This is a genomic window from Solibacillus sp. FSL R7-0668 (assembly GCF_038006205.1).
Taxonomy (GTDB): Bacteria; Bacillota; Bacilli; order Bacillales_A; family Planococcaceae; genus Solibacillus.
The window spans coordinates 2,682,568-2,704,930 of sequence record NZ_JBBOUU010000001.1 but is presented as its reverse complement, the minus strand read 5'-3'; the positions used below and the strand labels follow the sequence as shown (position 1 = coordinate 2,704,930).

Annotated in this window: 17 protein-coding genes; 14 read left to right on the top strand and 3 right to left on the bottom strand. The window is 38.0% G+C overall.

Annotation, left to right across the window (positions count from 1 at the left end; translation table 11 throughout):
* Positions 1–15: 15 nt before the first annotated feature.
* The 3 genes from MKX47_RS13545 to MKX47_RS13535 all read right to left on the bottom strand — a co-directional run bounded on the left by MKX47_RS13545 (position 16) and on the right by MKX47_RS13535 (position 2,947).
* Complete coding sequence (locus MKX47_RS13545) at positions 16–1,251, bottom strand: saccharopine dehydrogenase family protein (protein ID WP_340775102.1); 1,236 nt, start codon at positions 1,249–1,251, stop codon at positions 16–18.
* Between the two features lie 267 nt (positions 1,252–1,518).
* Complete coding sequence (gene proC / locus MKX47_RS13540) at positions 1,519–2,328, bottom strand: pyrroline-5-carboxylate reductase (RefSeq protein ID WP_340775101.1); 810 nt, start codon at positions 2,326–2,328, stop codon at positions 1,519–1,521.
* A 160-nt stretch (positions 2,329–2,488) separates the two neighbouring features.
* Positions 2,489–2,947 carry a hypothetical protein gene (locus MKX47_RS13535; protein ID WP_340775098.1) on the bottom strand — a complete coding sequence of 153 codons (459 nt, stop codon included), beginning with the start codon at positions 2,945–2,947 and terminating at the stop codon, positions 2,489–2,491.
* 217 nt (positions 2,948–3,164) lie between these two features.
* Between MKX47_RS13535 and MKX47_RS13530 the strand changes: the two genes are divergently transcribed.
* The 14 genes from MKX47_RS13530 to hemB all read left to right on the top strand — a co-directional run bounded on the left by MKX47_RS13530 (position 3,165) and on the right by hemB (position 22,363).
* On the top strand, positions 3,165–4,139 hold the full coding sequence (locus tag MKX47_RS13530; protein WP_340775097.1) for a tetratricopeptide repeat protein: 975 nt from the start codon (positions 3,165–3,167) through the stop codon (positions 4,137–4,139).
* 107 nt (positions 4,140–4,246) lie between these two features.
* Positions 4,247–5,536, top strand: coding sequence for a trigger factor (tig, locus tag MKX47_RS13525; RefSeq protein WP_340775095.1), 1,290 nt, complete (start codon positions 4,247–4,249; stop codon positions 5,534–5,536).
* A 380-nt stretch (positions 5,537–5,916) separates the two neighbouring features.
* A complete protein-coding gene (gene clpX, locus MKX47_RS13520; protein ID WP_340775092.1) occupies positions 5,917–7,188 on the top strand; it encodes an ATP-dependent protease ATP-binding subunit ClpX in 1,272 nt (423 codons plus the stop codon).
* A 282-nt stretch (positions 7,189–7,470) separates the two neighbouring features.
* Positions 7,471–9,813, top strand: coding sequence for an endopeptidase La (gene lon, locus MKX47_RS13515; protein ID WP_340775091.1), 2,343 nt, complete (start codon positions 7,471–7,473; stop codon positions 9,811–9,813).
* A complete protein-coding gene (yihA, locus tag MKX47_RS13510; protein WP_340775090.1) occupies positions 9,813–10,394 on the top strand; it encodes a ribosome biogenesis GTP-binding protein YihA/YsxC in 582 nt (193 codons plus the stop codon). Before lon ends, yihA begins: the two co-directional genes overlap by 1 nt.
* A 137-nt stretch (positions 10,395–10,531) precedes the next feature.
* On the top strand, positions 10,532–10,705 hold the full coding sequence (locus MKX47_RS13505; RefSeq protein ID WP_340775089.1) for a YjfB family protein: 174 nt from the start codon (positions 10,532–10,534) through the stop codon (positions 10,703–10,705).
* 178 nt (positions 10,706–10,883) lie between these two features.
* Complete coding sequence (locus tag MKX47_RS13500; RefSeq protein WP_340775088.1) at positions 10,884–12,584, top strand: phosphate ABC transporter ATPase; 1,701 nt, start codon at positions 10,884–10,886, stop codon at positions 12,582–12,584.
* A gap of 95 nt (positions 12,585–12,679) precedes the next feature.
* Positions 12,680–14,122, top strand: a complete 1,443-nt coding sequence (locus MKX47_RS13495) for an S-layer homology domain-containing protein (RefSeq protein ID WP_340775085.1) — start codon at positions 12,680–12,682, stop codon at positions 14,120–14,122.
* Positions 14,123–14,134: 12 nt separating this feature from the next.
* Positions 14,135–17,110, top strand: a complete 2,976-nt coding sequence (locus MKX47_RS13490; protein WP_340775083.1) for a VWA domain-containing protein — start codon at positions 14,135–14,137, stop codon at positions 17,108–17,110.
* 217 nt (positions 17,111–17,327) lie between these two features.
* Positions 17,328–18,686, top strand: a complete 1,359-nt coding sequence (gene hemA / locus MKX47_RS13485) for a glutamyl-tRNA reductase (RefSeq protein WP_340775080.1) — start codon at positions 17,328–17,330, stop codon at positions 18,684–18,686.
* 188 nt (positions 18,687–18,874) lie between these two features.
* Positions 18,875–19,702: a cytochrome c biogenesis protein CcsA gene (ccsA, locus tag MKX47_RS13480; RefSeq protein WP_340775078.1), complete on the top strand. Its 828-nt coding sequence runs from the start codon at positions 18,875–18,877 to the stop codon at positions 19,700–19,702.
* 18 nt (positions 19,703–19,720) lie between these two features.
* On the top strand, positions 19,721–20,653 hold the full coding sequence (hemC, locus tag MKX47_RS13475) for a hydroxymethylbilane synthase (protein ID WP_340775075.1): 933 nt from the start codon (positions 19,721–19,723) through the stop codon (positions 20,651–20,653).
* Positions 20,643–21,386: a uroporphyrinogen-III synthase gene (locus MKX47_RS13470; protein ID WP_340775074.1), complete on the top strand. Its 744-nt coding sequence runs from the start codon at positions 20,643–20,645 to the stop codon at positions 21,384–21,386. The genes hemC and MKX47_RS13470 overlap by 11 nt, the downstream gene beginning before the upstream one ends.
* Positions 21,383–22,363 carry a porphobilinogen synthase gene (gene hemB, locus MKX47_RS13465; RefSeq protein WP_340775072.1) on the top strand — a complete coding sequence of 327 codons (981 nt, stop codon included), beginning with the start codon at positions 21,383–21,385 and terminating at the stop codon, positions 22,361–22,363. Before MKX47_RS13470 ends, hemB begins: the two co-directional genes overlap by 4 nt.

Here is a 22,363-nt window from a genome sequence, read left to right as displayed (position 1 = left end):
CCTTCACGCTCGCCATTACGCTTTAACCTCTTGCGTTGGATTTGTGAAATCTAAATCTACTAAATCAGGGTTTTCTGTTTCTTGCCATGGTAATCCCCATTTATTTAAAGCGTCCATGAATGGGTCTGGATTGAAGTCTTCTACATTCCAAACACCTGGTTTTTGCCACTCACCGTTCATGACTAACATGGCACCAATCATTGCTGGGACACCTGTTGTATAAGAAATGGCTTGAGAGCCCACTTCTTGGTAGCATTCTTGGTGGTCACAAACATTGTACACATAGTATGTTTTCTCTTCGCCATCTTTAAGTCCGCGAACGATACAGCCGATGTTTGTTTTACCTTTTGTTAGTGGACCTAATGTTGCTGGGTCTGGTAACACTGCTTTTAGGAACTGGATTGGTTGAATCATTTGACCTTGGAATTCGATTGGCTCGATTGAAGTCATGCCAACATTTTCAAGTACATTTAAGTGTGTTAAATATTTTTGACCAAATGTCATCCAGAATCGGATTTGTTTTAATCCTTTAATATTTTTCGCTAAAGATTCTAATTCTTCATGGTATAGAAGATAGCAATCTTTTTCGCCGATTTCTGGTAAGTTATATACCATTTTGTGCTCTAAAGGCTTTGTTTCTACCCACTCGCCTTCTTTCCAGAAACGACCGTTCGCCGTAATTTCACGAATGTTGATTTCTGGGTTGAAGTTCGTTGCGAATGGAAGGCCATGGTCGCCACCGTTTGCATCCACGATATCGATGTAATGAATTTCATCGAAGTGATGCTTTTGTGCATGCGCTGTGAATACGCCTGTTACACCTGGGTCGAAACCAGAACCTAGAAGCGCAGTAATGCCCGCTTCTTCAAAACGCTCTTTATAAGCCCATTGCCATTTATATTCGAATTTAGCCGTATCCAAAGGCTCGTAGTTCGCTGTGTCTACATAATGAGTCTTCGTTGCTAAACATGCATCCATAATAGTTAAGTCTTGATATGGTAAAGCTACGTTAATTACCACATCTGGTTTAAATCCATTGATTAGGTCAATTAGTTCTTCAGTGTTATCCGCATCCACTTGTGCTGTATGGATAATCGTTTTCCCACCATCTAATTTTTCCTTTAAAGCATCGCACTTAGATTTTGTTCGACTTGCGATCATAATCTCTTCGAATACTTCAGAGTTTTGGACACATTTGTGTACCACTACGCTAGCTACACCGCCAGCTCCAATAATCAATGCTTTACCCAATTCCTTGTCACGCTCCCAATCATCTTTTATAGTGTTGTTTCTTTTGAAACAAGATTGATTATATAAAATAGTAGGAAAGTTAGCAATTAAGTTTTTAAAAAAATTTAGAGGGAGTGTCAATAATAAGAATGGAGTAGGGGAATTTCGGTGTCAGAGAAAGAAAAACGAGATGGAAGCTCAATCAAATTTGTTTGAATAATCTTGATAATTCTCAAAATTTCATTATGAAAAACAAAACCTAGTGACTTGAAATCACTAGGTTTCTAATTATTTTACTGTTTGCTTTTGCAGAAGGGCGTCTTTTGTCGTAACAGCATCAACAGCCTCGTAAATGGTGCTTTCGAAATGATTTACTTGTAGGGAAGTAACACCTTGAATTGTCGTTCCACCTGGTGAACAAACTTGATCGATTAAAGCCCACGGATGCGAATCAGATTCTAAAACCATTTTCGCGCTACCTAGTACCGAACTGGCTGCGATTTCTAATGCCATTTCCTTAGGCATACCTTCACGAACAGCAGCGCGAGCCAATGAATCAATATAGAGGTAGGTAAATGCAGGTGAAGCACAACCAATCGTTGTAAAAATCGAGAATAAGTTTTCAGGAAGTTCAACAATTGAACCAACTGTTGAAAATAATTGTTCCACCAATGCTTTTTGTGCGTCATTGGCATGAAGTGTAGAATAACAGCTTGTGGAAGCCCCAATTGTCGCATTAATATTGGGCATGACGCGGAAGATGGTTGTATCCTTCCCTAATTGTTCATGTAAATAATCCAGCGATTTTCCCGCTGCGATGGAGATGACGATGTGTTTGTCCGTGATGTGTTTTTGGATGGTTGGCAGAACATCCTCGAACATTTGTGGTTTAATCGCAAGGATGATGACATCAACTTCTTTCGTGAGCTGTTCAATCGAAGTAGTAGCTTGAATTGCATATTTATCCATTAGAAGTTCGGTTTTTCCGATGGAGCGATTAATCCCGTATACATCTGAGGGGGTAAATTTTCTACTCGTAATCATTCCATGTATGATAGCGCTGGCCATATTACCAAGCCCGATAAATCCATATTTCATGTTCCATTTTCCTTCTTTCATATCGTTCAATTTATTGAAATGTGCATAGCGCCTAGTATACAGTAGCTAGTTGAAATTTTAAATTGAAATGAATTTTTTGAACTAAACCACCGCGCATTATACGAAAAAACGATGCTAAATGGTTAGCATCGTCCAAAGTTTATAAAAAGTATGCATTTTTAATTCCGACGGGCCAGTCTACTATTTGACCTGTATCTGTTTTTACTTCAAGCACGAATGTTTCATTTTCAATGGCTTCCAGCAGCCAGTTACTATATAAAAGCAATGGATTTTCGTCTTGAACTAATGTTTTTAATTCATTGTTCGTAATCGACAAAATTTCAAATTCACAAGTGATGTATAGATGCTGAGGAACGACCGTTAGCGCACCAATTTTAATCGATCCGGGAATCGTGCCTTCAATTTGAATGATATTCGTTGTCACCACTTGCTTTTTGTAATCAACAAATGTCTCTGTAATAAAATCGAACTTCACAGGATATTCGGTTTCATTGATAATTGCAGTACTGCGACTAACAACCGTAATCGGTAAGTTTTCTAAAGACTTTTCGAAACGCGGCTTAAACTCTAATAATACATTTTCAGAAAGTACGACCATGTGAAACGCTCCTTTTTAAATGAGTTAGATTATTTACTGAGCATAACGGGAATATGTGTAACTTAGTACTTAGTATATACTTTTTTTAATTAATGTAAATTATGACAAATATTAAAATTGTGAATTTTCATGACAGGAAGGATGGACGTTTCATATGCTATAATTTGAATGTAAATTGTATCATTGTACTACTTCACAATGATTGGAGTTGAAATAGATGGAAAACCATAAAACATCGCGGAAAGTAATTTTATTTCCTGGAACGGTGCAACGATTATTTAATGAAGCGAAAATATTAGCCGAGCAAAATCGTTTTCAAGAGGCGAATGATTTATTCGAACAGGCATTACTTTTGGAAGAGGGCGATGAAGTTACATTAAGTGTCTATGCTTATTCACTTTATGAAACGAAAGGCTATGAGCGAGCAAAGGAAATTTGTGAGGATATACTTGCAAAGGGACCGAGCATGTATTTTGAAGTGATGGAATTGTATTTAACGATTTGCATGCAGCTCCGTCAGTTTAAACAAGTAGAAAAAATTATTCAATCCTTATTAGAAGAAGAGTTAATTCCAAGTGATGAAATTGATAAGTTTACTCGCTTGAAAAAATTAAATGCTGAGATTGCTGAAAATCAAGAGGTCCATTTTTCGCAATTAGAAATCGAGGATGATGAGAATTTTGATGCACAACATTTTTTACAATTACCCGTGCAACAGCAATTATTGCAAATTCATGAAATGACAGAGCGAAATATTCGACCATTTATGAAAGAAATCATAATGATTATTAAAGACGAATCTGTTCATCCGTTTATTCAAAGCTTGCTGCTAATATTATTAGTAGAACAACAAGTGAACATGCCCATTGCGCTTGCTAAGTTTGATTATATGGATACGATAAATCCTGCTGAGTTGGTATTGCCGACAAAGTTACCACAATTTCAAGCGGTAATGGAGCGAATTACTGAGAGCCTGGAGCAAGATCCCTCCATGCTAGAGGTGGTGGGTCATTTAATTGCCAAGCATGCGATTGTCCTTTATCCGTTTGAGTGGAGAGGCTATACGAATGAAGCGGTGGCGAATAGTTATGTCCATTTCGTGAAAACAATGTTTGGTGAACAACCTGAGATAAATAATGAGCTGGTTGATTTTTTACAAAAATTAGAATATCTATCAGATTTACAGCAGTAGTGAAAATTGTTGAAACATTGAGCATCTATGTTATACTAAAATGGTTGTCAAACATTATATATGACAGTTTGTAAAGCAAACGAATGTTAACTTTGGAGGTAATATACATGTCAGTTAAATGGGAAAAACAAGAAGGTAACGAAGGTTTATTAACAGTTACTGTAGCAGCTACAGAAGTTGATAAAGCTTTAGACCAAGCTTTCAAAAAAGTAGTAAAACAAATTAATGTACCAGGTTTCCGTAAAGGAAAAATGCCTCGTCCAGTATTTGAAAAAATGTATGGTGTAGAAGCATTATACCAAGATGCTTTAGAAATCGTAATTAACGGTTCTTACCCAACAGCATTAGACGAAGCTGGTATTGAGCCAGTAGATTACCCAGAAATCGCGGGTACAGAAAACTTCGCTAAAGGCGCTGACTTCACTTATACTGCAACAGTAACTGTGAAACCAGAACCAAAATTAGGCGATTACAAAGGTTTAGAAGTAACAAAACAATCTGCTGAAGTAACAGATGAAGAAATTCAATCAATGATTGATGCTCAATTAGCGAAAAAAGCAGAATTAGAGCTTAAAGAAGACGAAGCAATCGTAGAATTCGATACAGCTGTAATCGATTTCGAAGGTTTCGTAGGTGAAGAAGCATTCGAAGGTGGTAAAGGTGAAGACTACCCACTTGAAATCGGTTCTGGTTCATTCATCCCTGGCTTTGAAGAACAATTAATCGGTGCTAAAGCTGGCGAAACAAAAGACGTATTCGTTACTTTCCCAGAAGAGTATCATGCTGCTGAATTAGCTGGTAAAGAAGCAAAATTCGTAGTTAACGTGAAAGAAGTAAAAACGAAAGTATTACCTGAATTAACAGATGAGTTTGCAAAAGAAATCGACCCAGAAGTTGAAACAGTAGAAGCTTTAAAAGCAAAATTAAAAGAAACAACAATCGCGAGCAAAGAAGCAGACGTAGAAGCAACTTTACGCGATGAGTTAGTTGAAAAAGCTGCTGAAAACGCAGAAGTTGTTATTCCTCAAGGGATGATTAACACAGAAGTAGACCGCATGATCCAAGAATTCGGTCAACGTTTACAAATGCAAGGTATGAACTTAGATCTTTATTACCAATTCTCAGGTCAAGACGAAGCAGCATTACGCGCTCAAATGGCTGAAGAAGCTGGTAACCGCGTAAAAGTTTCTTTAGTATTAGAAGCAATCGGTCAAGCTGAAGGCATCGAAGTAACTGAAGAAGAAATCAACGCAGAAATCGAAAAAATGAGTGCACAATTTGGTATGGATAAAGACCAAATCTTAACGGCTTTAGGTGGTTCTTCAACAATCCTTGAGAACGATATCCGCACACAAAAAACAGTTGAATTATTAGTAGAAAACGCTAAAATCAACTAATAAACTTTGATTGAAATTCAGTAACCAAGCTGTCTGTTCACCATGGTAAGGAATGGATGGCAATTATTTATTGATTCTTAAATAAGGAAAACTGAATGATCCAGTAGTAAAAACAAGGTACGGTTTTTTGCCGTGCCTTGTTTTTAACACATAAAAGCTTTCATTTTTACATAATGACGAAATATGCCATAATACATACGTAGCACTATTTTTCTTGTTGCAGAAAAACTTGAAAATGATAGATTTATTAAAATTACCTAGCATTTTCGAAATATTGAAATATAATAATTTTAAAAAACGAAGTAACGTCATGCAGTCAATATATTTGATAAAACGAATAGAATCTTGTAAGATTGTTGCTTGAATAGGGGTGAACCGAATTGTTTAAATTTAATGATGAGAAAGGCAATTTAAAATGCTCTTTCTGTGGTAAGCCACAGGAACAAGTTCGTAAGCTGGTTGCAGGGCCGGGTGTATATATTTGTGATGAATGTATCGAATTATGCTCAGAAATTGTCGTAGAGGAGCTAGGAATTGAGGAAGAAATTGAATTCCAGGATATTCCAAAGCCTAAAGAAATTTTAAATATTTTAGGTGAATATGTAATCGGTCAAGAGCGTGCTAAAAAAGCATTAGCTGTTGCGGTTTATAATCACTATAAACGCATCAATTCAAATTCAAAAATTGATGATGTGGAATTATCAAAATCAAATATCGTTTTAATCGGTCCAACTGGTAGTGGTAAAACATTACTAGCACAAACGTTAGCGCGCATTTTAAACGTGCCATTTGCCATTGCGGATGCTACAAGCTTAACAGAAGCAGGGTATGTTGGTGAGGATGTAGAAAATATCTTATTAAAGTTAATCCAAGCAGCAGATTATGATATCGAGCGTGCTGAAAAAGGGATTATTTATATCGATGAGATCGACAAAGTGGCACGTAAATCTGAAAACCCATCGATTACACGCGACGTTTCAGGAGAAGGTGTACAACAAGCCTTACTAAAAATTCTAGAAGGTACCGTAGCAAGCGTTCCTCCACAAGGTGGCCGTAAGCATCCACATCAAGAATTTTTACAAATCGATACGTCAAACATCCTATTTATCGTAGGTGGTGCGTTTGACGGTATCGAAACGATTATTAAACGTCGTCAAGGCGAAAAAGTAATCGGCTTTGGTACAAACCCAAACAAAGGGAATGAAGATAACGGCTCATTAATGGCTCAACTAATTCCTGAAGACTTATTAAAATTTGGTTTAATTCCAGAGTTTATCGGGCGTTTACCAGTATTAGCTACATTAGAACAATTAAATGTTGATGCATTAGTTCAAATCTTAACAGAGCCGAAAAATGCATTAGCAAAGCAATACCAAAAAATGCTGGAGCTTGATCAAGTAGAGCTTGAGTTTGAGGACGAGGCATTAGTTGAAATTGCAAAATTAGCAATTGAACGTAAAACAGGTGCTCGTGGCTTACGCTCCATCATTGAAGCGACAATGCTCGATGTGATGTTTGAATTACCATCTAATGAAGAGATTAAAAAATGCATCATTACAGCAGAAACAATTCGCGATAAAGCAGAGCCAAAGCTATTATTAGAAGACGGCACAATCTTTACAAAAGATGATAACGAGAAAACAACAGCTTAATTGCTGAAGTTATCCAATGATGTAGCTGACTTTGACTTCATAAACAAGTCCAAAGTCAGCTTTTTCTAACAGTTAATCATACATATTGGTAATAAATTGGAGTATCGAACGGAATGAAAGCGAATCGTCTACTCGCTGAATGAAGAAAGTTGCTAGTAAATGTCTCGGATTTTTTGGAAGAGCATTGCTAGAAGCTAGGAAAAAAATGAGACTATGTATAGCAAAGCGTAATTGATGAAAAACTAACACATACTACAAATGCGGGTTTTTTTAAAGATTTGGATGGAGGTGAATACCCGCGTGACAAAAAAATTAACGAATATGCCAGTTTTACCTTTAAGAGGTCTTTTAGTATACCCAACAATGGTTTTACATATTGACGTGGGACGAGAGCGCTCAATTGCTGCACTTGAACATGCAATGTTAGGAGATAGCACCATCTTTTTAGTAACACAAAAAGATTTACGTGTAGAAGCTCCTGTAAAATCAGACCTATTTGAGATGGGGACATTAGTCAAAGTAAAGCAAATGCTAAAATTACCAAATGGTACATTACGTATTTTAGTGGAAGGCTTGCACCGTGCAAAGATTCTACGTTACGAGGAAGCAGAAAAATTTACGGTTGCTGACTTGGAGCTTTTTGAAGACGAAGAATATAAAGATTCGGAAACGGAAGCATTAATGCGTACGGTGTTAACTTACTTCGAAAAGTATGCAAAATCATCGAACAAAATCACAACGGAAACGATTGAATCGGTATTAGATATTGAAGAGCCAGGTCGTTTGGCAGACGTCATTACATCGCATTTACCGTTTAAAATTGGTGAAAAGCAAGAAGTATTAGCGATTACAAATATCAAAAAACGATTAGATCATCTCATGATTCGTTTGCATGATGAGCAAGAAATTTTAAATTTAGAAAAGAAAATTAGTACAAAAGTAAAGCAAGCAATGGAGCGTACACAAAAGGAATACTATTTACGCGAGCAGATGAAGGCAATCCAAACAGAGCTTGGTGATCGCGAAGGTAAAACAGGTGAAATTGCCGAGCTTCGCAAAAAAATTGAGGCAGCAGGTATGCCGGAATCCACACAAAAAGTAGCCTATAAAGAACTAGATCGTTATGAAAAACTACCAGCTGCGAGTGCAGAGAGTGGTGTTATTCGCAATTATATCGAATGGCTCGTATCAATTCCTTGGAGCGAAAAAACAGAAGACCGTATCGATATCGCGTTTGCTGAGGAAATATTGAATCGCGATCATGATGGCTTAGAAAAGGTAAAAGAGCGTGTATTAGAGTATTTATCTGTACGCCAATTAATGAATTCCTTGCGTGGTCCGATTCTTTGCTTAGCAGGACCTCCAGGTGTAGGAAAAACAAGTTTAGCCCGTTCGATTGCAGAAAGCTTGGACCGCAAATTTGTCCGTATTTCTCTTGGTGGTGTGCGTGATGAATCAGAAATTCGTGGTCACCGTCGTACGTATGTTGGGGCAATGCCAGGGCGTATTATCCAAGGCATGAAAAAAGCAGGTACAACCAATCCTGTATTTTTACTTGATGAAATCGATAAAATGTCAAATGATTTTCGTGGCGACCCTTCAGCAGCAATGCTTGAAGTGTTAGATCCAGAGCAAAACAATACATTTAGCGATCACTACATCGAAGAGCCATACAATTTGCAGGATGTGTTATTCATTGCGACAGCGAATGATTTAAGTACAATTCCAGGACCATTACTTGACCGTATGGAAGTAATTAATATTGCGGGCTATACCGAGTATGAGAAAATCGAAATTACAAAAAATCATTTAATTCCGAAGCAAATGAAGGAGCATGGTTTAAAGCGAGCGCAGCTACTTATTAAAGAGGAGGCAGTGATCGATTTAATTCGTTACTATACGCGTGAAGCAGGTGTGCGGGGCCTTGAACGTCAAGTAGCAACGGTTTGCCGTAAAGCAGCAAAGAAAATTGTTTCCGGAGAAAAGAAAAAAGTAACGGTTTCATCAAAAATTTTAGTAGAAATGCTAGGAAAACATCGCTTCCGTTATGGTCAAGCTGAAACGGAAAATCAAGTTGGGGTAGCAACGGGTCTTGCTTATACAACGGTTGGTGGCGATACACTTCAAATTGAGGTTTCGTTAATGCCTGGTAAAGGGAAGTTAGTGTTAACAGGGAAGCTTGGCGATGTGATGAAGGAATCAGCTCAAATCGCATTGTCTTATGTTCGTACATTAACAAATGATTTAGGCGTAGATGCCGATTATTTTGAGCAGACCGATATCCATATTCACGTTCCAGAAGGTGCTGTTCCAAAAGATGGTCCTTCTGCAGGGATTACGATGACAACAGCCATTGTTTCGGCAATTACGGGTAAAGCTATTAAGCGCGAAGTCGGCATGACAGGTGAAGTTACGCTTCGTGGTCGCGTATTACCGATTGGTGGTCTAAAGGAGAAATCGTTAAGTGCGCATCGTGCGGGACTTACAACGATTATTATTCCGAAAGACAATGAACGTGATATTGAGGATATTCCAGAAACAGTTCGTGAGCAGCTCACATTTAAGCTAGTGTCAGAAGCTGAAGAAGTATTGGCGATTGCACTAGATGGAGGTTTTAATAAGTAATGAAAGTCCATAACGTTGAAATGATCGGAAGTTTTGTCCGAGAAGAACAGTTCCCAGAAGATGGTTTACCTGAGTTTGCGTTAGCGGGTCGTTCGAATGTCGGCAAATCTTCGTTCATTAATCGTATGATTGGCCGTAAAGCGATGGCACGTATTTCGTCAAAGCCGGGAAAAACGCAACAGTTAAACTTCTACCGTATTGAAGAACAGCTGTATTTTGTTGATGTACCTGGTTATGGTTATGCGAAAGTGTCAAAGACTGAGCGTGCCGCATGGGGGAAAATGATTGAAAGATACTTCATGGGGCGCGAGCAGTTAAAAGCGGTCGTGCTAATCGTCGATATCCGCCATAATCCAACAAATGATGACCAAATGATGTATGACTTCTTGAAGCATTACAACATTCCAGTCATTGTTGTTGCGACGAAGGCTGACAAAATTCCAAAAGGTAAATGGGACAAACATAAAAAGAATGTCCGTGACGAACTACAAATGGAAAAGGAAGATCCATTAATTGTATTTTCTTCTGAAAAAGGTCTTGGCTTCGAGCAAGCTTGGGCTGAAATTGAAGGACGTATATAACAATAAAAAGCAATCTCATGTTTGTCTGTGAGATTGCTTTTGTTTTGAAGAAAATTGATAATATTGATGATAAATAAAGGATAATGACTTGATATTTAATAGGGAATGTCGATAAATGGTGTAGGGAGGTGTTACATTTGGATATTGCAGCAGTAGCGATGTCGATGAAAAAAGCACAATTAATGCAAAACGTTTCATTGGCTGTAACGAAACAAGCGATGGAATTTCAAGAGCAATCTACTGAGCAAGTACTTGAAATCTTAGACGCGCCACACCCAACATCTGGTCATTCAATTGATGTATCTATTTAAAATTTTTGACCAAAATCAAAAACGCTCACTTTTTGTTAAATATAGTAAATAATTTGTTTTTCTTTACAAATTATACAAAAGTTACGAGCGTTTTGTTACGAATTTTGATTAATAGATTATGCATGAATCTATTTTGATAGAATTAGTAGGTAGAAGGAACATAAAGGAGGCGGAACAATTGCTAAAAAAATGGGCAACAGCATTACTAGCAATTATACTTGCTTTAGCAATGTTTCCAACAGGACAACAAGCTGAGGCAGCAACTACATATACATTTGTAAAAGCACACTATAGTGAAACGGAAAATAAGGACGGTAGTGTGAAACGTACACTAAAAAATATTTCGTTAAAAAAGAGCAATGGTACGACGGGCGTATTCCAAGTATCTGCAAACAGCATTTACTATATCAATAATACGCTAACAACGGTTGAGGGCTTCAAAAGCGGAATGCCCGTAACGATTAAATTATCGAATGGTAAAATTAAAGAAATGCGTGGCACAACGAATATCGAGGATGGTTCAATTGTTGCCAATAGTAAGCAGCTTTCAGGTAGCGTGACATCGGTTGACGCAAATGGCTTACAAATTCGTGTGAAAGTCGACGGTTCTTCAACAAAAACATTCACAGTATCAAACAATACCGAGGTGTTTAAAGGTAATTCTGCTGTTGATCTAAGCACTCTTTATGTTGGGGATCGTGTTCGATTAAAGTTCGAAACGGCGACTACATCACGCGTGTCAGAAATTCATATTATTTCGACTGCGGCAATAGTAGTAGAAGATTTATATAAGGCAAGTTTAAACGCAGTTAATACATCGAAAAATACAATGGTTGTTAAAAATGCCCACCCAATGTTGAACTGGCGTTTCGGTACAGAAGAGACGAAAGCGCAACAAACATTTAACTTCACGAATAATACAACGATTTATGTAGGCAACAAAAAGATTTCAAAAGCAAAATTAGCGAACTATAAAAATAATGAATTATATTTCGTAACGAAAAAGCAATTTAGTAAAGAAGTAGTCGACAAAATTATTGTATTAGCTAAAAATGAGCGTACGTATTATCAACCGATTGAATATGTATCATTGGATGTCAATACAATTTCATTGAAAAACGTATCAAAAATTCAATATCATGATGGCTCGATTTTAATTCGAAATGGTCGTTTAGTAGAACCAGAGGGCTTAATCGCGTTAGATACAGAGCAAACACCTATTTCTACAACGGCATTTGTGCTGACAGATGGGGCAACGAAGAACGATTATGCACATGTTGTCAATATTACAAATGATGGTTTCTTAGCGCCAAACTTATCAGACTATGGTCTATACTTCGGTCGTATTGATGTAGCTGATATGGATGCATATCAATTAGAATTAACAGATATTGAACGATTCGATAATCATTTCTGGAAAACGGATAATTCAAATAAGCAATTTGCATATAGTAATTCAACAATTGCATCTGAATTAGATGGCTCAGCACAGTTCAAAGTCATACCTGAATTAGATTTAGATTTATATGATAACTATACAAACTCACCAAACCCATACTACGGTTATTTCTATGAGAAGGGTGGTCATATTCAAGGAATTCACTTTGTTCCAAATGAAAAATTAGCGTCATTAACGTTAACTGGCCGTGTTGTGGATATCAACTATAATACGAAAAAGCTATCGGTGAAAAATAGTAGTCAATGGAATAAAGATGGATCATGGAGTTTCCGATACGGGGCATTAACGCTTGATTTATCGAAAGCGATGATTGTTAAAAATGGTAAAGTAATTACAATCAATGATATTAAAAAATCTGATCATATTACGGCCATTGCTCGTTCAACATCGGATGTTTATGTTTTAATGGTAAGCGAATAAGTAAGATGGCATGTGAGTGAACTACTCGCATGCCAATCCATGTTTTTGGAGAAATGTTACAATAGAACCGATTTAAAGAAAAGAGGGATGTTTGAGTGAACAACCAATTTAAATTTATACTTTCATTAGCCTTTTCCTGCTTGCTGATGCTTGGGCTAATCATGCCGCAAAAGAGCTCGGCGCAATCACTGGATTTTACAGGTGGTATTAAAAATGAATATGACTACGAAGAATATATCTTTATAACAGGTGAACCGATTAAGTTTACAGGCACAAGCAAAAATATCTCCGTTACAACAAAAGAGAGTAAAGGGAAGCTGACAGAAACGTATAAATTAACGCTAACTGGACCAAAAGGCGAAAAGCTAGCGCGTAACTTTGCGTATACATATGATGTAACGAACTATGATCAAATTGGTCAAAGTACAGCAACGGGTAACGTTACGAAATTTACCGAAAAAATTACGATTAATAATGCAACGTATACGTTAGCGGACTATCAGCTTTCTGACAGCTCAGTAACCGATAAGCGCCCGGCTTCGGATTATTATGCAGGCAATGCGATTGCACGCAAGACGTATACAACAGTAGTCGGCAGCGGCAGAAATGCAAAGACAGAAGAAATTACGGTGCATATTGATAGCCGAGATGAAGGCTATGAAAACTTCTGGGGTGCGGCTGAAACGCAAATCACAGAATATGAAATCCAGTTCGGAGACGGAGAAATTGGAACGGTAACAAATAAAGTATCCACTGCGAAGTCACGCGTACTAGAGTACAACGAAAGTGATGCAAGCTTATCGAGTTTTAAAGGAAATTACAAAACAATTAGCTCAGCGGATACATTATCGCAATATGAATATGATTTACCAAAAACTAGTGGCACAGTATCGCTGGAAATTGAGTATATGCCAAAAATTGAGATGTTAAAGATCCCTAAGTTCCGTGATCTTTCATCAAACTGGGCGCGCGAACAAATTGAAAAGCTTTATTCATTAGGTATTTTAGATGATCAATCGAATTTCTATTCGCCAAATACACCCGAGCAGCGCTATGATTTTGCGGTGGCAATTGGTAAAGCAATTGATATTCGTGTATTAGAAGAGAAGAAAAAGAAAGCAACAACAACGACGATTTTTAAAGATGTAAAGCGTACAATGAAAGATTATAACTACTTAGAAGCAGCAGTGAAAAAAGGCGTTATATTCGGTATTACACCACAAACCTTTGAACCAGATGGCTTTTTAACACGTGAACAAGCTGCGACAATTTTAGTGCGTGCATTAGGGCTTGAAGGAAAAGCACCAGATCCAAACTTTGCTACTTCGTATGGGGACGATTATAAAATCTCGGACTATGCGCGTGACTCGGTGTATGTAGCGACAGAATTAGGGTTACTAAAGGGCGATGGTGGTAACTTCAATCCAAAGGGAATCTTAACGCGTGCCGAATCAGCAGCCATTATTGAACGCTTCTTACGTTATTTAGAAACGGATTTAAAAGAAAATTATCGTGACAATATTTTGTTCTACGAGTAGAGGAGTGCTAATTTGATTACTTTGAAAAAATATATGGCGCTAGTGTTAATTTGTGTACTAATTCTTTCAACAGCATTACCATTTAGTGCGTCCCCGGTGGAGGCAGCTACTACAAAAATTTCGGATGTTACGACAAAGAATCCAAAGTATACTGCCATTAAATGGGCGGTTGACAATCAATATCTTGCCTTATTTCCTGGGAATAAATTTGATGGTGGCTATTCTGTAAAGGAATGGGAGCTACTTCATTTTATTTCAAAATTAGATGATAATTTTCATATTGATTTAAAGGGAAAGTCAGACCGAGCGATTCAAGAGATTTTATATAATTATTATGGTGATTTAAATATGCCATTAAATGGAGTGGCAAGCCCGAACAAGCGTACATCAACTGTAACGAGGGGGCAATTTGCGCTCATTTATGCAGCAGCGAATGGACTGGATTTATCAGACGTTCAAGCGGTTCGTTATTTATATATGAGCGAAATTACTACAGGTACAACGGGACAAAAAACGTATGAAGACTATGTGGCAAGCAATACAATGAAGCGCGGCGACTTAGCCGTATTTATGTATCGTGTTTATAAGCAAGGTAAGCTATCGATCGAAGGGCTACCAGCATCGCCATCAGGTAAGGATAATAATAAAATTACAATACCTGTAAACTTTGTTACATCTAAAGATAATTCGGTGACGATTCCATCTAAGCCGGGTTCTAGCACAGATGACAAAGAAAAACGCCCAGATGTGTATAAAGCAGTAAAAAGCATTGATGTTAAAAATGAAGAATTAATCGCAAATGGTGTGGATTCTACACTGATTACGATTGATTTACGAGATAGCTATGGCAATGACATCCCTTATGATGAATCATTAGCATTTAAAGTAACATCACAAGCAAAGGCAAAAATTTCTGAAACGAATAACAGTACAAGTGGTGAAGCGAGCGTCGTATACACAGATGGTCCATTGTTAAGCGTTTATGTAACGGCACCAGCTGCATCCAAATCAATTGTGGATACGATTTGCTTTGAAATGGTGAACCCAACAGAGAAATATTACACGTATAAAAATCAAGTAATCAAAACATCTGTTCGTTATGTGCCAAAGCCAGAATTACGCGTTACGTATCAAGTACATGACCCAGAGCAAACAGATTGGGATGGCGGCAATGTAGACCCAGGAGCGAAGCCATTACCAGCGCTACCTGTAGGGACGGTAGGTACGATTACAGTTCCATTTACAGTGAATGGCGAAATTACTGTAACGGATTATGATGTCGATACGAAATTGATGACCGGTTCGAAATGGGAAACGTATACAAACGAGCAAGGTGCCTTGACGCAAGGTGACGTAGAATCGGATGAAATTCAATATGGAAATGCAGAATTAAAGTTAGAGGGGCAAATCATTTCTGTTTGGTTATTTGAGCAAATTTTAGATTATATGATTTATGGCGCAGATAAAGACTCAGAGTGGGGCGGCGTAGGTAGTGCAAAAGTAATGTACACAATCAATAGTGAAGGCCGTGCCACATATGATTTACAAGGTGTAATTGGAAAAGAATATTTAGACCAATTTGAGAGTAAAGTACACGCCGTTATTATTTATTTAATTAAAGAATTTTTACCTCCTGCGGATAATATTACATTAGCCCATGCAGAAACAGTAAAAGTGATTCAAGCGATGTACGAACGATTAGGTCAGGTGGATAAAAACCTATTGCAGAAGGAACAAGCAGATTTAATCGGTAAATTACTCGGAGCGATTGCTAAAATCGATGTATTACTTGCAGGGCAAGAATTAGAACAGCGTCCAGAAGGTATGGATCGTTATACGAAAGTGATTGTCAACCTTGTTGCACCAGGTGGAACAATCATTACCGATTATTACGGAACGGTTGAAGTAACCTTTAACGGTAAATCAAAGCTGGTGTCATTCGATACGAATACAAAAGATTACAATACCGGTACAGGTAGCCCCGGCTCTGCCGTTGTGTTCTTTGATGATATTATTTACGGTAAATCTCAGGTTAAGGTTCGTTTAGTCGACTTAGACCCGCGTTATGATAAGGTAATTGGTTCATTGAAAGGGCAAACCGTTTCAGCACCAATTTTCGCTAATCCTCGATTTGAGAATAATTTATGTTTACTTGAATCGGAGGTCATGTTTGTAGTCGATCATTCAGGTTCGATGAATAGAGTAGATCCTACTAACGAAACAAGAAGTAAAGTGAAGCAAACGGTGAAGCGAATAAATGCAAATCCAACGCATGTCTATCGTTTTAATACACGAGCAACCTTTGAAGCGAAAGATACGGCAGAGGAAGTTGCGAATATGGCAAGCCTGTTAGATCAAAAGCGTTCAGGTGGTACAAATATCATCACTTCGTTGAAAACAGCATTAAGCAACTTCTCAACCAATGAATTTACGAATAAAGCGATTGTTTTAATTACAGATGGTTATTCCAATACCAATGGCTTAGATGAAGTGCTTCGAAAAGCAAAGGAACAAGGCGTTGCAATTCATACTGTTTCCGTTGGCTCGTATAAGCAAGTAAACGAAAAGCTGTTAAAAGATATCGCCTCTGAGACAAAAGGGACTTACCAAAACATTGTAGAGATTGAGAATTTACATGGTGCCTTACAATCGATTATTAATTCGATTTTATGTAAAACACCTGTAAGCAATAATAGCTGCTTAGTTGGCGATACATTATTCAATAATACGGATGTACGAATTGAACCTACAAAAGTAACATTGATTGCGGATGTTAATACAAGCTGTACAACTGTAAAAGGTGTGCGTGTTATTTTCCATTCGCCAAGTGGTAATGTTCAATATGACTTACCGTCGCGTGGTTCTTCACGCTATATGCATCGACCAAATTTATATGAGTTCCCAGAATTCGATCTTTATACAGAAGTAGAATTCCAAGCGTTAGATGCTTCAGGAAATGTGATTACAATAAAAAAACATATGATGTAAAAATGAGGCTATACTAAAAGGTAACTTTTGGTGTAGCCTTCTTTCTGAGTTAAACACATTGAATTATTAAGGGAACTTTGTTAAACTTACATTAGAATTATTACAATCTAGTGCAAACGATATTATTCATAGCATGTTCACAAACTAGACGTGATTCATGTTGGAATTATGTTACAATAGACACTATGAATTAGAACGTGTGAGGTGTGGGGGATTCATGCATACATTGGTAGTAGGCTTGAATTATAAAACAGCGCCAGTCGAGATCCGTGAGAAATTATCATTTATCGAAACTGATATTGCAAATGCGATGGAAGCGCTACAAAATCAAAAAAGTATATTAGAAAATGTAATTATCTCGACATGCAACCGTACCGAAATTTATGCGGTTGTAGATCAATTGCATACAGGTCGTTATTATATCAAGCAATTTTTAGCAAACTGGTTTAATATCCCGATGGAACAATTTGAGGATCACCTCTTTATTCGTGAGGAGGATGCATCATTAGATCATTTATTCCGTGTAACGGCGGGGATTGATTCGATGGTGTTAGGTGAAACACAAATTTTAGGCCAAGTGAAAAAAAGCTTTTTACAAGGTCAAGAATTAGGGACTACGGGAACCGTTTACAATCAATTATTTAAACAAGCTGTCACATTTGCTAAGCGTGCTCATAGTGAAACCGCGATCGGAGAAAATGCCGTATCTGTTTCGTATGCAGCAGTTGAATTAGCAAAGAAGATTTTCGGTTCATTACAAAACAAGCATGTAGCGATTTTAGGTGCTGGTAAAATGGGTGAGCTCGCGATTCAAAATCTTTATGGTAATGGTGTTGGGAAGGTAACGGTAATCAATCGTACATTTGAAAAAGCACAAAACCTAGCAGCTAAATTTGATGGGGATGCCAAGGCAATGAACGAGTTACAATGTACGCTCCTTGAGGCGGATATTTTGATCAGTTCAACAGGAGCGACAGAATATGTGATTGATTATGAGTTAATGAAGGATGTTGCAAAATTCCGTAAAGGCGATCCATTATTTATGGTAGATATTGCGGTGCCACGTGATTTAGACCCAAAAATTAGTGATGTGCCAAATGTCTTTTTGTATGATATTGATGATTTACAAGGTATTGTACAAGCTAACTTAGCCGAGCGTGAACGTGCTGCTAATGATATTGTAGCTATGATTCAAAACGAAATTATCGAGTTTAAGGATTGGTTTAAAACATTAGGTGTCGTTCCGGTAATTTCAGCATTGCGTAAAAAGGCCGCGTCTATTCAAGAAGAGACGATGATGAGTATCGAAAACAAAATGCCTGATTTAACTGAACGTGAACGAAAAATTTTAAATAAACATACGAAATCAATTATTAATCAGTTGTTAAAAAATCCAATTTTACAGGCAAAGGAATTGGCCAATTCCAATGAAGCGGCAGCACAGCTTGCATTGTTCCAACAAATCTTTGGAATAGAAGAGGATGTTGAGCAGGAAGTACTGCAAATGCAACAGCAAAAGGTGCAGCAAGATAAAACGGCACCTGATGCGAATTTCGAGCCACGTTTGTCTTATTAATTGAACAATGCCAATAGAAACAAGGTCTTATTGACGTACTTTCTTCAAATAAAACATAAGCGTTTTCGTATCTATATGGTAAAATTATAGATAGCGAAAACGCTTTTTCATGTATGTTTTTAGATATGTGTTCTAAGCATATCTAGAAATGGGCTATTGGAGCAAATTTCAAATAGGGGATAGTGCATATGACGGATGTAGTTATGGCAAGATTATATGAGCTCATGATTGTTCTCTATGCGCTCAGTATCGTGCTATATTTTATTGATTATTTATATAAAAATGTGAAATGTAGACGTGTGGCATTTTGGTTTGTTTCGATTGTCTGGGTATTGCAAACGATTTACATAGTGCTTTTTGTCCTAGAGACGAAACGCTTCCCCATTTTATCACTTTATGAGGGAGTCTTTATTTACGCATGGCTGCTTACAATGCTGTCGATTGTCTTACACTGCATTGTTCGCGTTGATTTACCGGTGTTCTTTATTAATGTATTGAGCTTTATTTTTATGTCGATTCATTTAATTGCACCACAATCAGCACGGCAAATTGTTGGGGAAGCACTGATTTCCGAAATGCTACTGATTCATATTAGCTTTGCTATTGTTTCCTATGCGGCATTTTCTGTCGCGTTTATCTTTGCCATTTTGTATTTGATTTTGTATCGTCTACTAAAGCAAAAAAAATGGAATAATTTATGGTCGCGGTTGCCTAATTTACAGCAAACGATGAATTGGATTAACTATTCAACCATTATTGGTGTACCCTTATTATTAATTAGTTTAATTTTAGGGCTGGAATGGGCATTTTTAACGTTAGAGGGACTTTCCATTTTTGACGTGAAAATTATTGGCTCATTTGTCGTGTCGGTTGTGTACTTAATTATTTTTTTATTGCACCGCAAAGGTATTTTATTAGGTACGATGTATGCACGCGTCCATATTTACTTGTTTTTACTCGTTGTCGTGAATTTCTTCCTCGGCAGCAAATTATCGAATTTCCATCTATGGGTATAACAGAAAGGTCGGAGTAACTTGAGAAAAATTATTGTAGGTTCACGTAAAAGTAAATTAGCCTTAACGCAAACAAACTGGTTTATTAACGAATTAAAAGCAGCAGGTGTACCGTTTGAATTTGAAGTGAAAGAGATCGTTACAAAGGGTGACCGTATTTTAGATGTGCAGCTTTCAAAGGTTGGGGGCAAGGGCTTATTCGTAAAAGAAATTGAGCAAGCTTTATACGATAAAGAAATCGATTTTGCTGTGCACTCCATGAAGGATATGCCTGCTGTGTTACCTGAGGGCTTAGTCATTGGCTGTATTCCACCCCGTGAAGATGCGCGTGATGCGTTCATCTCAAAAAATCATGTGAAATTTGCCGATTTACCAAAAGGTGCAATTGTTGGGACGAGCTCATTGCGCCGTTCAGCACAGCTACTTACAGTACGACCAGACTTAACGATTAAATGGATTCGTGGCAATGTCGATACACGTTTAAATAAGCTTGAAACAGAAGAATATGATGCGATACTTTTAGCGGCAGCAGGCCTTAAACGTCTGGGCTGGAGCGATGAAGTCGTAACAGAATATTTAGAGACAGATATTTGTCTACCAGCAGTAGCACAGGGCTCTTTAGGCATCGAGTGTCGCGCGGATGATGCTGAGTTACTGGAGCAATTGGCCAAATTAACAGATGCACCAACATGGAAAACTGCCCATGCGGAGCGTTCGTTCCTTGCTGCGATGGATGGGGGCTGCCAAGTACCAATCGCTGGCTATGCAACGGTTGATGGGGACAATATCACATTAACAGGCTTGGTCGCAGCACCGGATGCTTCTGTAAGCTATAAAGAAACATTAACAGGAACAGATGCAGATGTATTAGGGAAACAGGTTGCAGCCAAATTAACTGAACAAGGTGCCTTTGATTTAATTCAAAAAGTAAAGGCTGAGCTTGATGCACAGTAAGGCACTTGCAAACAAAACGATTATTTTAACGGGCTCAAGTGTTGTTATGTCTGTCAAAGAGCTTATTACACAGCATGGTGGTCAAGTCTATTGCTATCCGTTAATTGAAACCGTTGAAAAAGTGACTATGGAAGATCAAACGTATCTTAACAATCTTGAGACGTATCATTGGCTTATTTTTACGAGTCAAAATGCCGTTACATTTTTTGTCGATAAGCTAGAGCGTGCCCTAGTCACAGTACCGAGCACGTTGAAAATTGCGGCTGTCGGTGAAAAGACAGCCACATTACTAAATCAGCATGGGTTTAAGATTCACTTTATGCCGACTGTTTATAGCGCCGATGTGTTTATTCAACAATTCGAGCTATTGCCAAATGAGCGGGCGTTATTTGTACGTGGCTCTATGGCGAAAAGCACCATTCATGACGGCACAGGTGCTGATGAATGGACCGTTTATGAAACACGTCCTTGTAAAAGCTATTTACAGCCATTAGAAGAGTGTTTATTAGCGCATGAAGAGCCTATTGTCATTTTTGCAAGCCCATCTGCGGTAGAAATCTATGCACACTCGATTGTGCCAACTGTCGATTGGCGCTATGTAAAATTTGCTTCGATTGGTCATATTACAACGGCAGCACTAGAAAAATACGGTGTAAAGCCGATTGTGCAACCAAAAATCTATACGATGCAAGCTGTCATTGAACAGCTCATCTTGGAGGAATTATCATCATGACAGAACTTTATTTCCAACGCCACCGTCGCTTACGTCAATCACCTGCGATGCGTGCATTAGTAAAAGAAACATACTTACACAAAGAAGATTTAATTTATCCGTTATTCATTATTGAAGGCGAGAACATTAAAAATGAAGTGAGCTCAATGCCAGGTGTGTTCCAATTATCACTTGACAATTTAGCAGCAGAAATCGATGAAATTGTTGAATTAGGCATTCAAGCAGTTTTACTATTCGGGATTCCAGCTGAAAAGGATGCGGTTGGCTCGGGTGCTTTCCACGATCATGGTATTGTTCAAGAGGCCACGCGTTTAATTAAAGAACGTCATCCGGCGCTATTAGTAGTTGCTGACACTTGCCTATGTGAATTTACTGATCATGGTCACTGTGGTGTCATTGAGGGCGAGCAAATTTTAAATGATCCATCTTTAGATATTTTAGCGCGTACAGCAGTATCTCAAGCAAAAGCGGGTGCTGATATTATCGCCCCATCGAACATGATGGACGGTTTTGTTGCAGCGATTCGTGCAGGCTTAGACGCAGAAGGGTTCCAGCATATTCCGATTATGTCGTATGCCGTGAAATATGCATCGAGCTATTATGGACCATTCCGTGAAGCGGCAGAGGGCGCACCTAAATTCGGGGATCGTAAAACGTATCAGATGGACCCATCGAATCGTATGGAAGCCATTCGTGAAGCTACTTCAGATATGGAAGAAGGCGCGGATTTCTTAATTGTAAAGCCAGCACTAGCCTATATGGACATTATTCGTGATGTGAAAAACAGCTTCCCAGTGCCAGTTGTTGCTTATAATGTTTCTGGTGAATATTCAATGGTTAAAGCAGCAGCTCAAAATGGCTGGATTGATGAAAAATCCGTTGTACTGGAAACATTATTAGGTATGAAGCGTGCGGGTTCTGATTTAATTATTACTTATCATGCAAAAGACGTTTGTCGTTGGTTGGAGGAAAAATAA

Excerpts from the sequence above, each read along its gene's own strand:
- proC (WP_340775101.1), bottom strand. The coding sequence starts at position 2,328 with ATGAAATATGGATTTATCGGGCTTGGTAATATGGCCAGCGCTATCATA.
- MKX47_RS13535 (WP_340775098.1), bottom strand. The coding sequence starts at position 2,947 with ATGGTCGTACTTTCTGAAAATGTATTATTAGAGTTTAAGCCGCGTTTC.
- MKX47_RS13530 (WP_340775097.1), top strand. The coding sequence starts at position 3,165 with ATGGAAAACCATAAAACATCGCGGAAAGTAATTTTATTTCCTGGAACG.
- tig (WP_340775095.1), top strand. The coding sequence starts at position 4,247 with ATGTCAGTTAAATGGGAAAAACAAGAAGGTAACGAAGGTTTATTAACA.
- lon (WP_340775091.1), top strand. The coding sequence starts at position 7,471 with ATGGAGGTGAATACCCGCGTGACAAAAAAATTAACGAATATGCCAGTT.
- yihA (WP_340775090.1), top strand. The coding sequence starts at position 9,813 with ATGAAAGTCCATAACGTTGAAATGATCGGAAGTTTTGTCCGAGAAGAA.
- hemA (WP_340775080.1), top strand. The coding sequence starts at position 17,328 with ATGCATACATTGGTAGTAGGCTTGAATTATAAAACAGCGCCAGTCGAG.
- ccsA (WP_340775078.1), top strand. The coding sequence starts at position 18,875 with ATGACGGATGTAGTTATGGCAAGATTATATGAGCTCATGATTGTTCTC.
- MKX47_RS13470 (WP_340775074.1), top strand. The coding sequence starts at position 20,643 with ATGCACAGTAAGGCACTTGCAAACAAAACGATTATTTTAACGGGCTCA.
- hemB (WP_340775072.1), top strand. The coding sequence starts at position 21,383 with ATGACAGAACTTTATTTCCAACGCCACCGTCGCTTACGTCAATCACCT.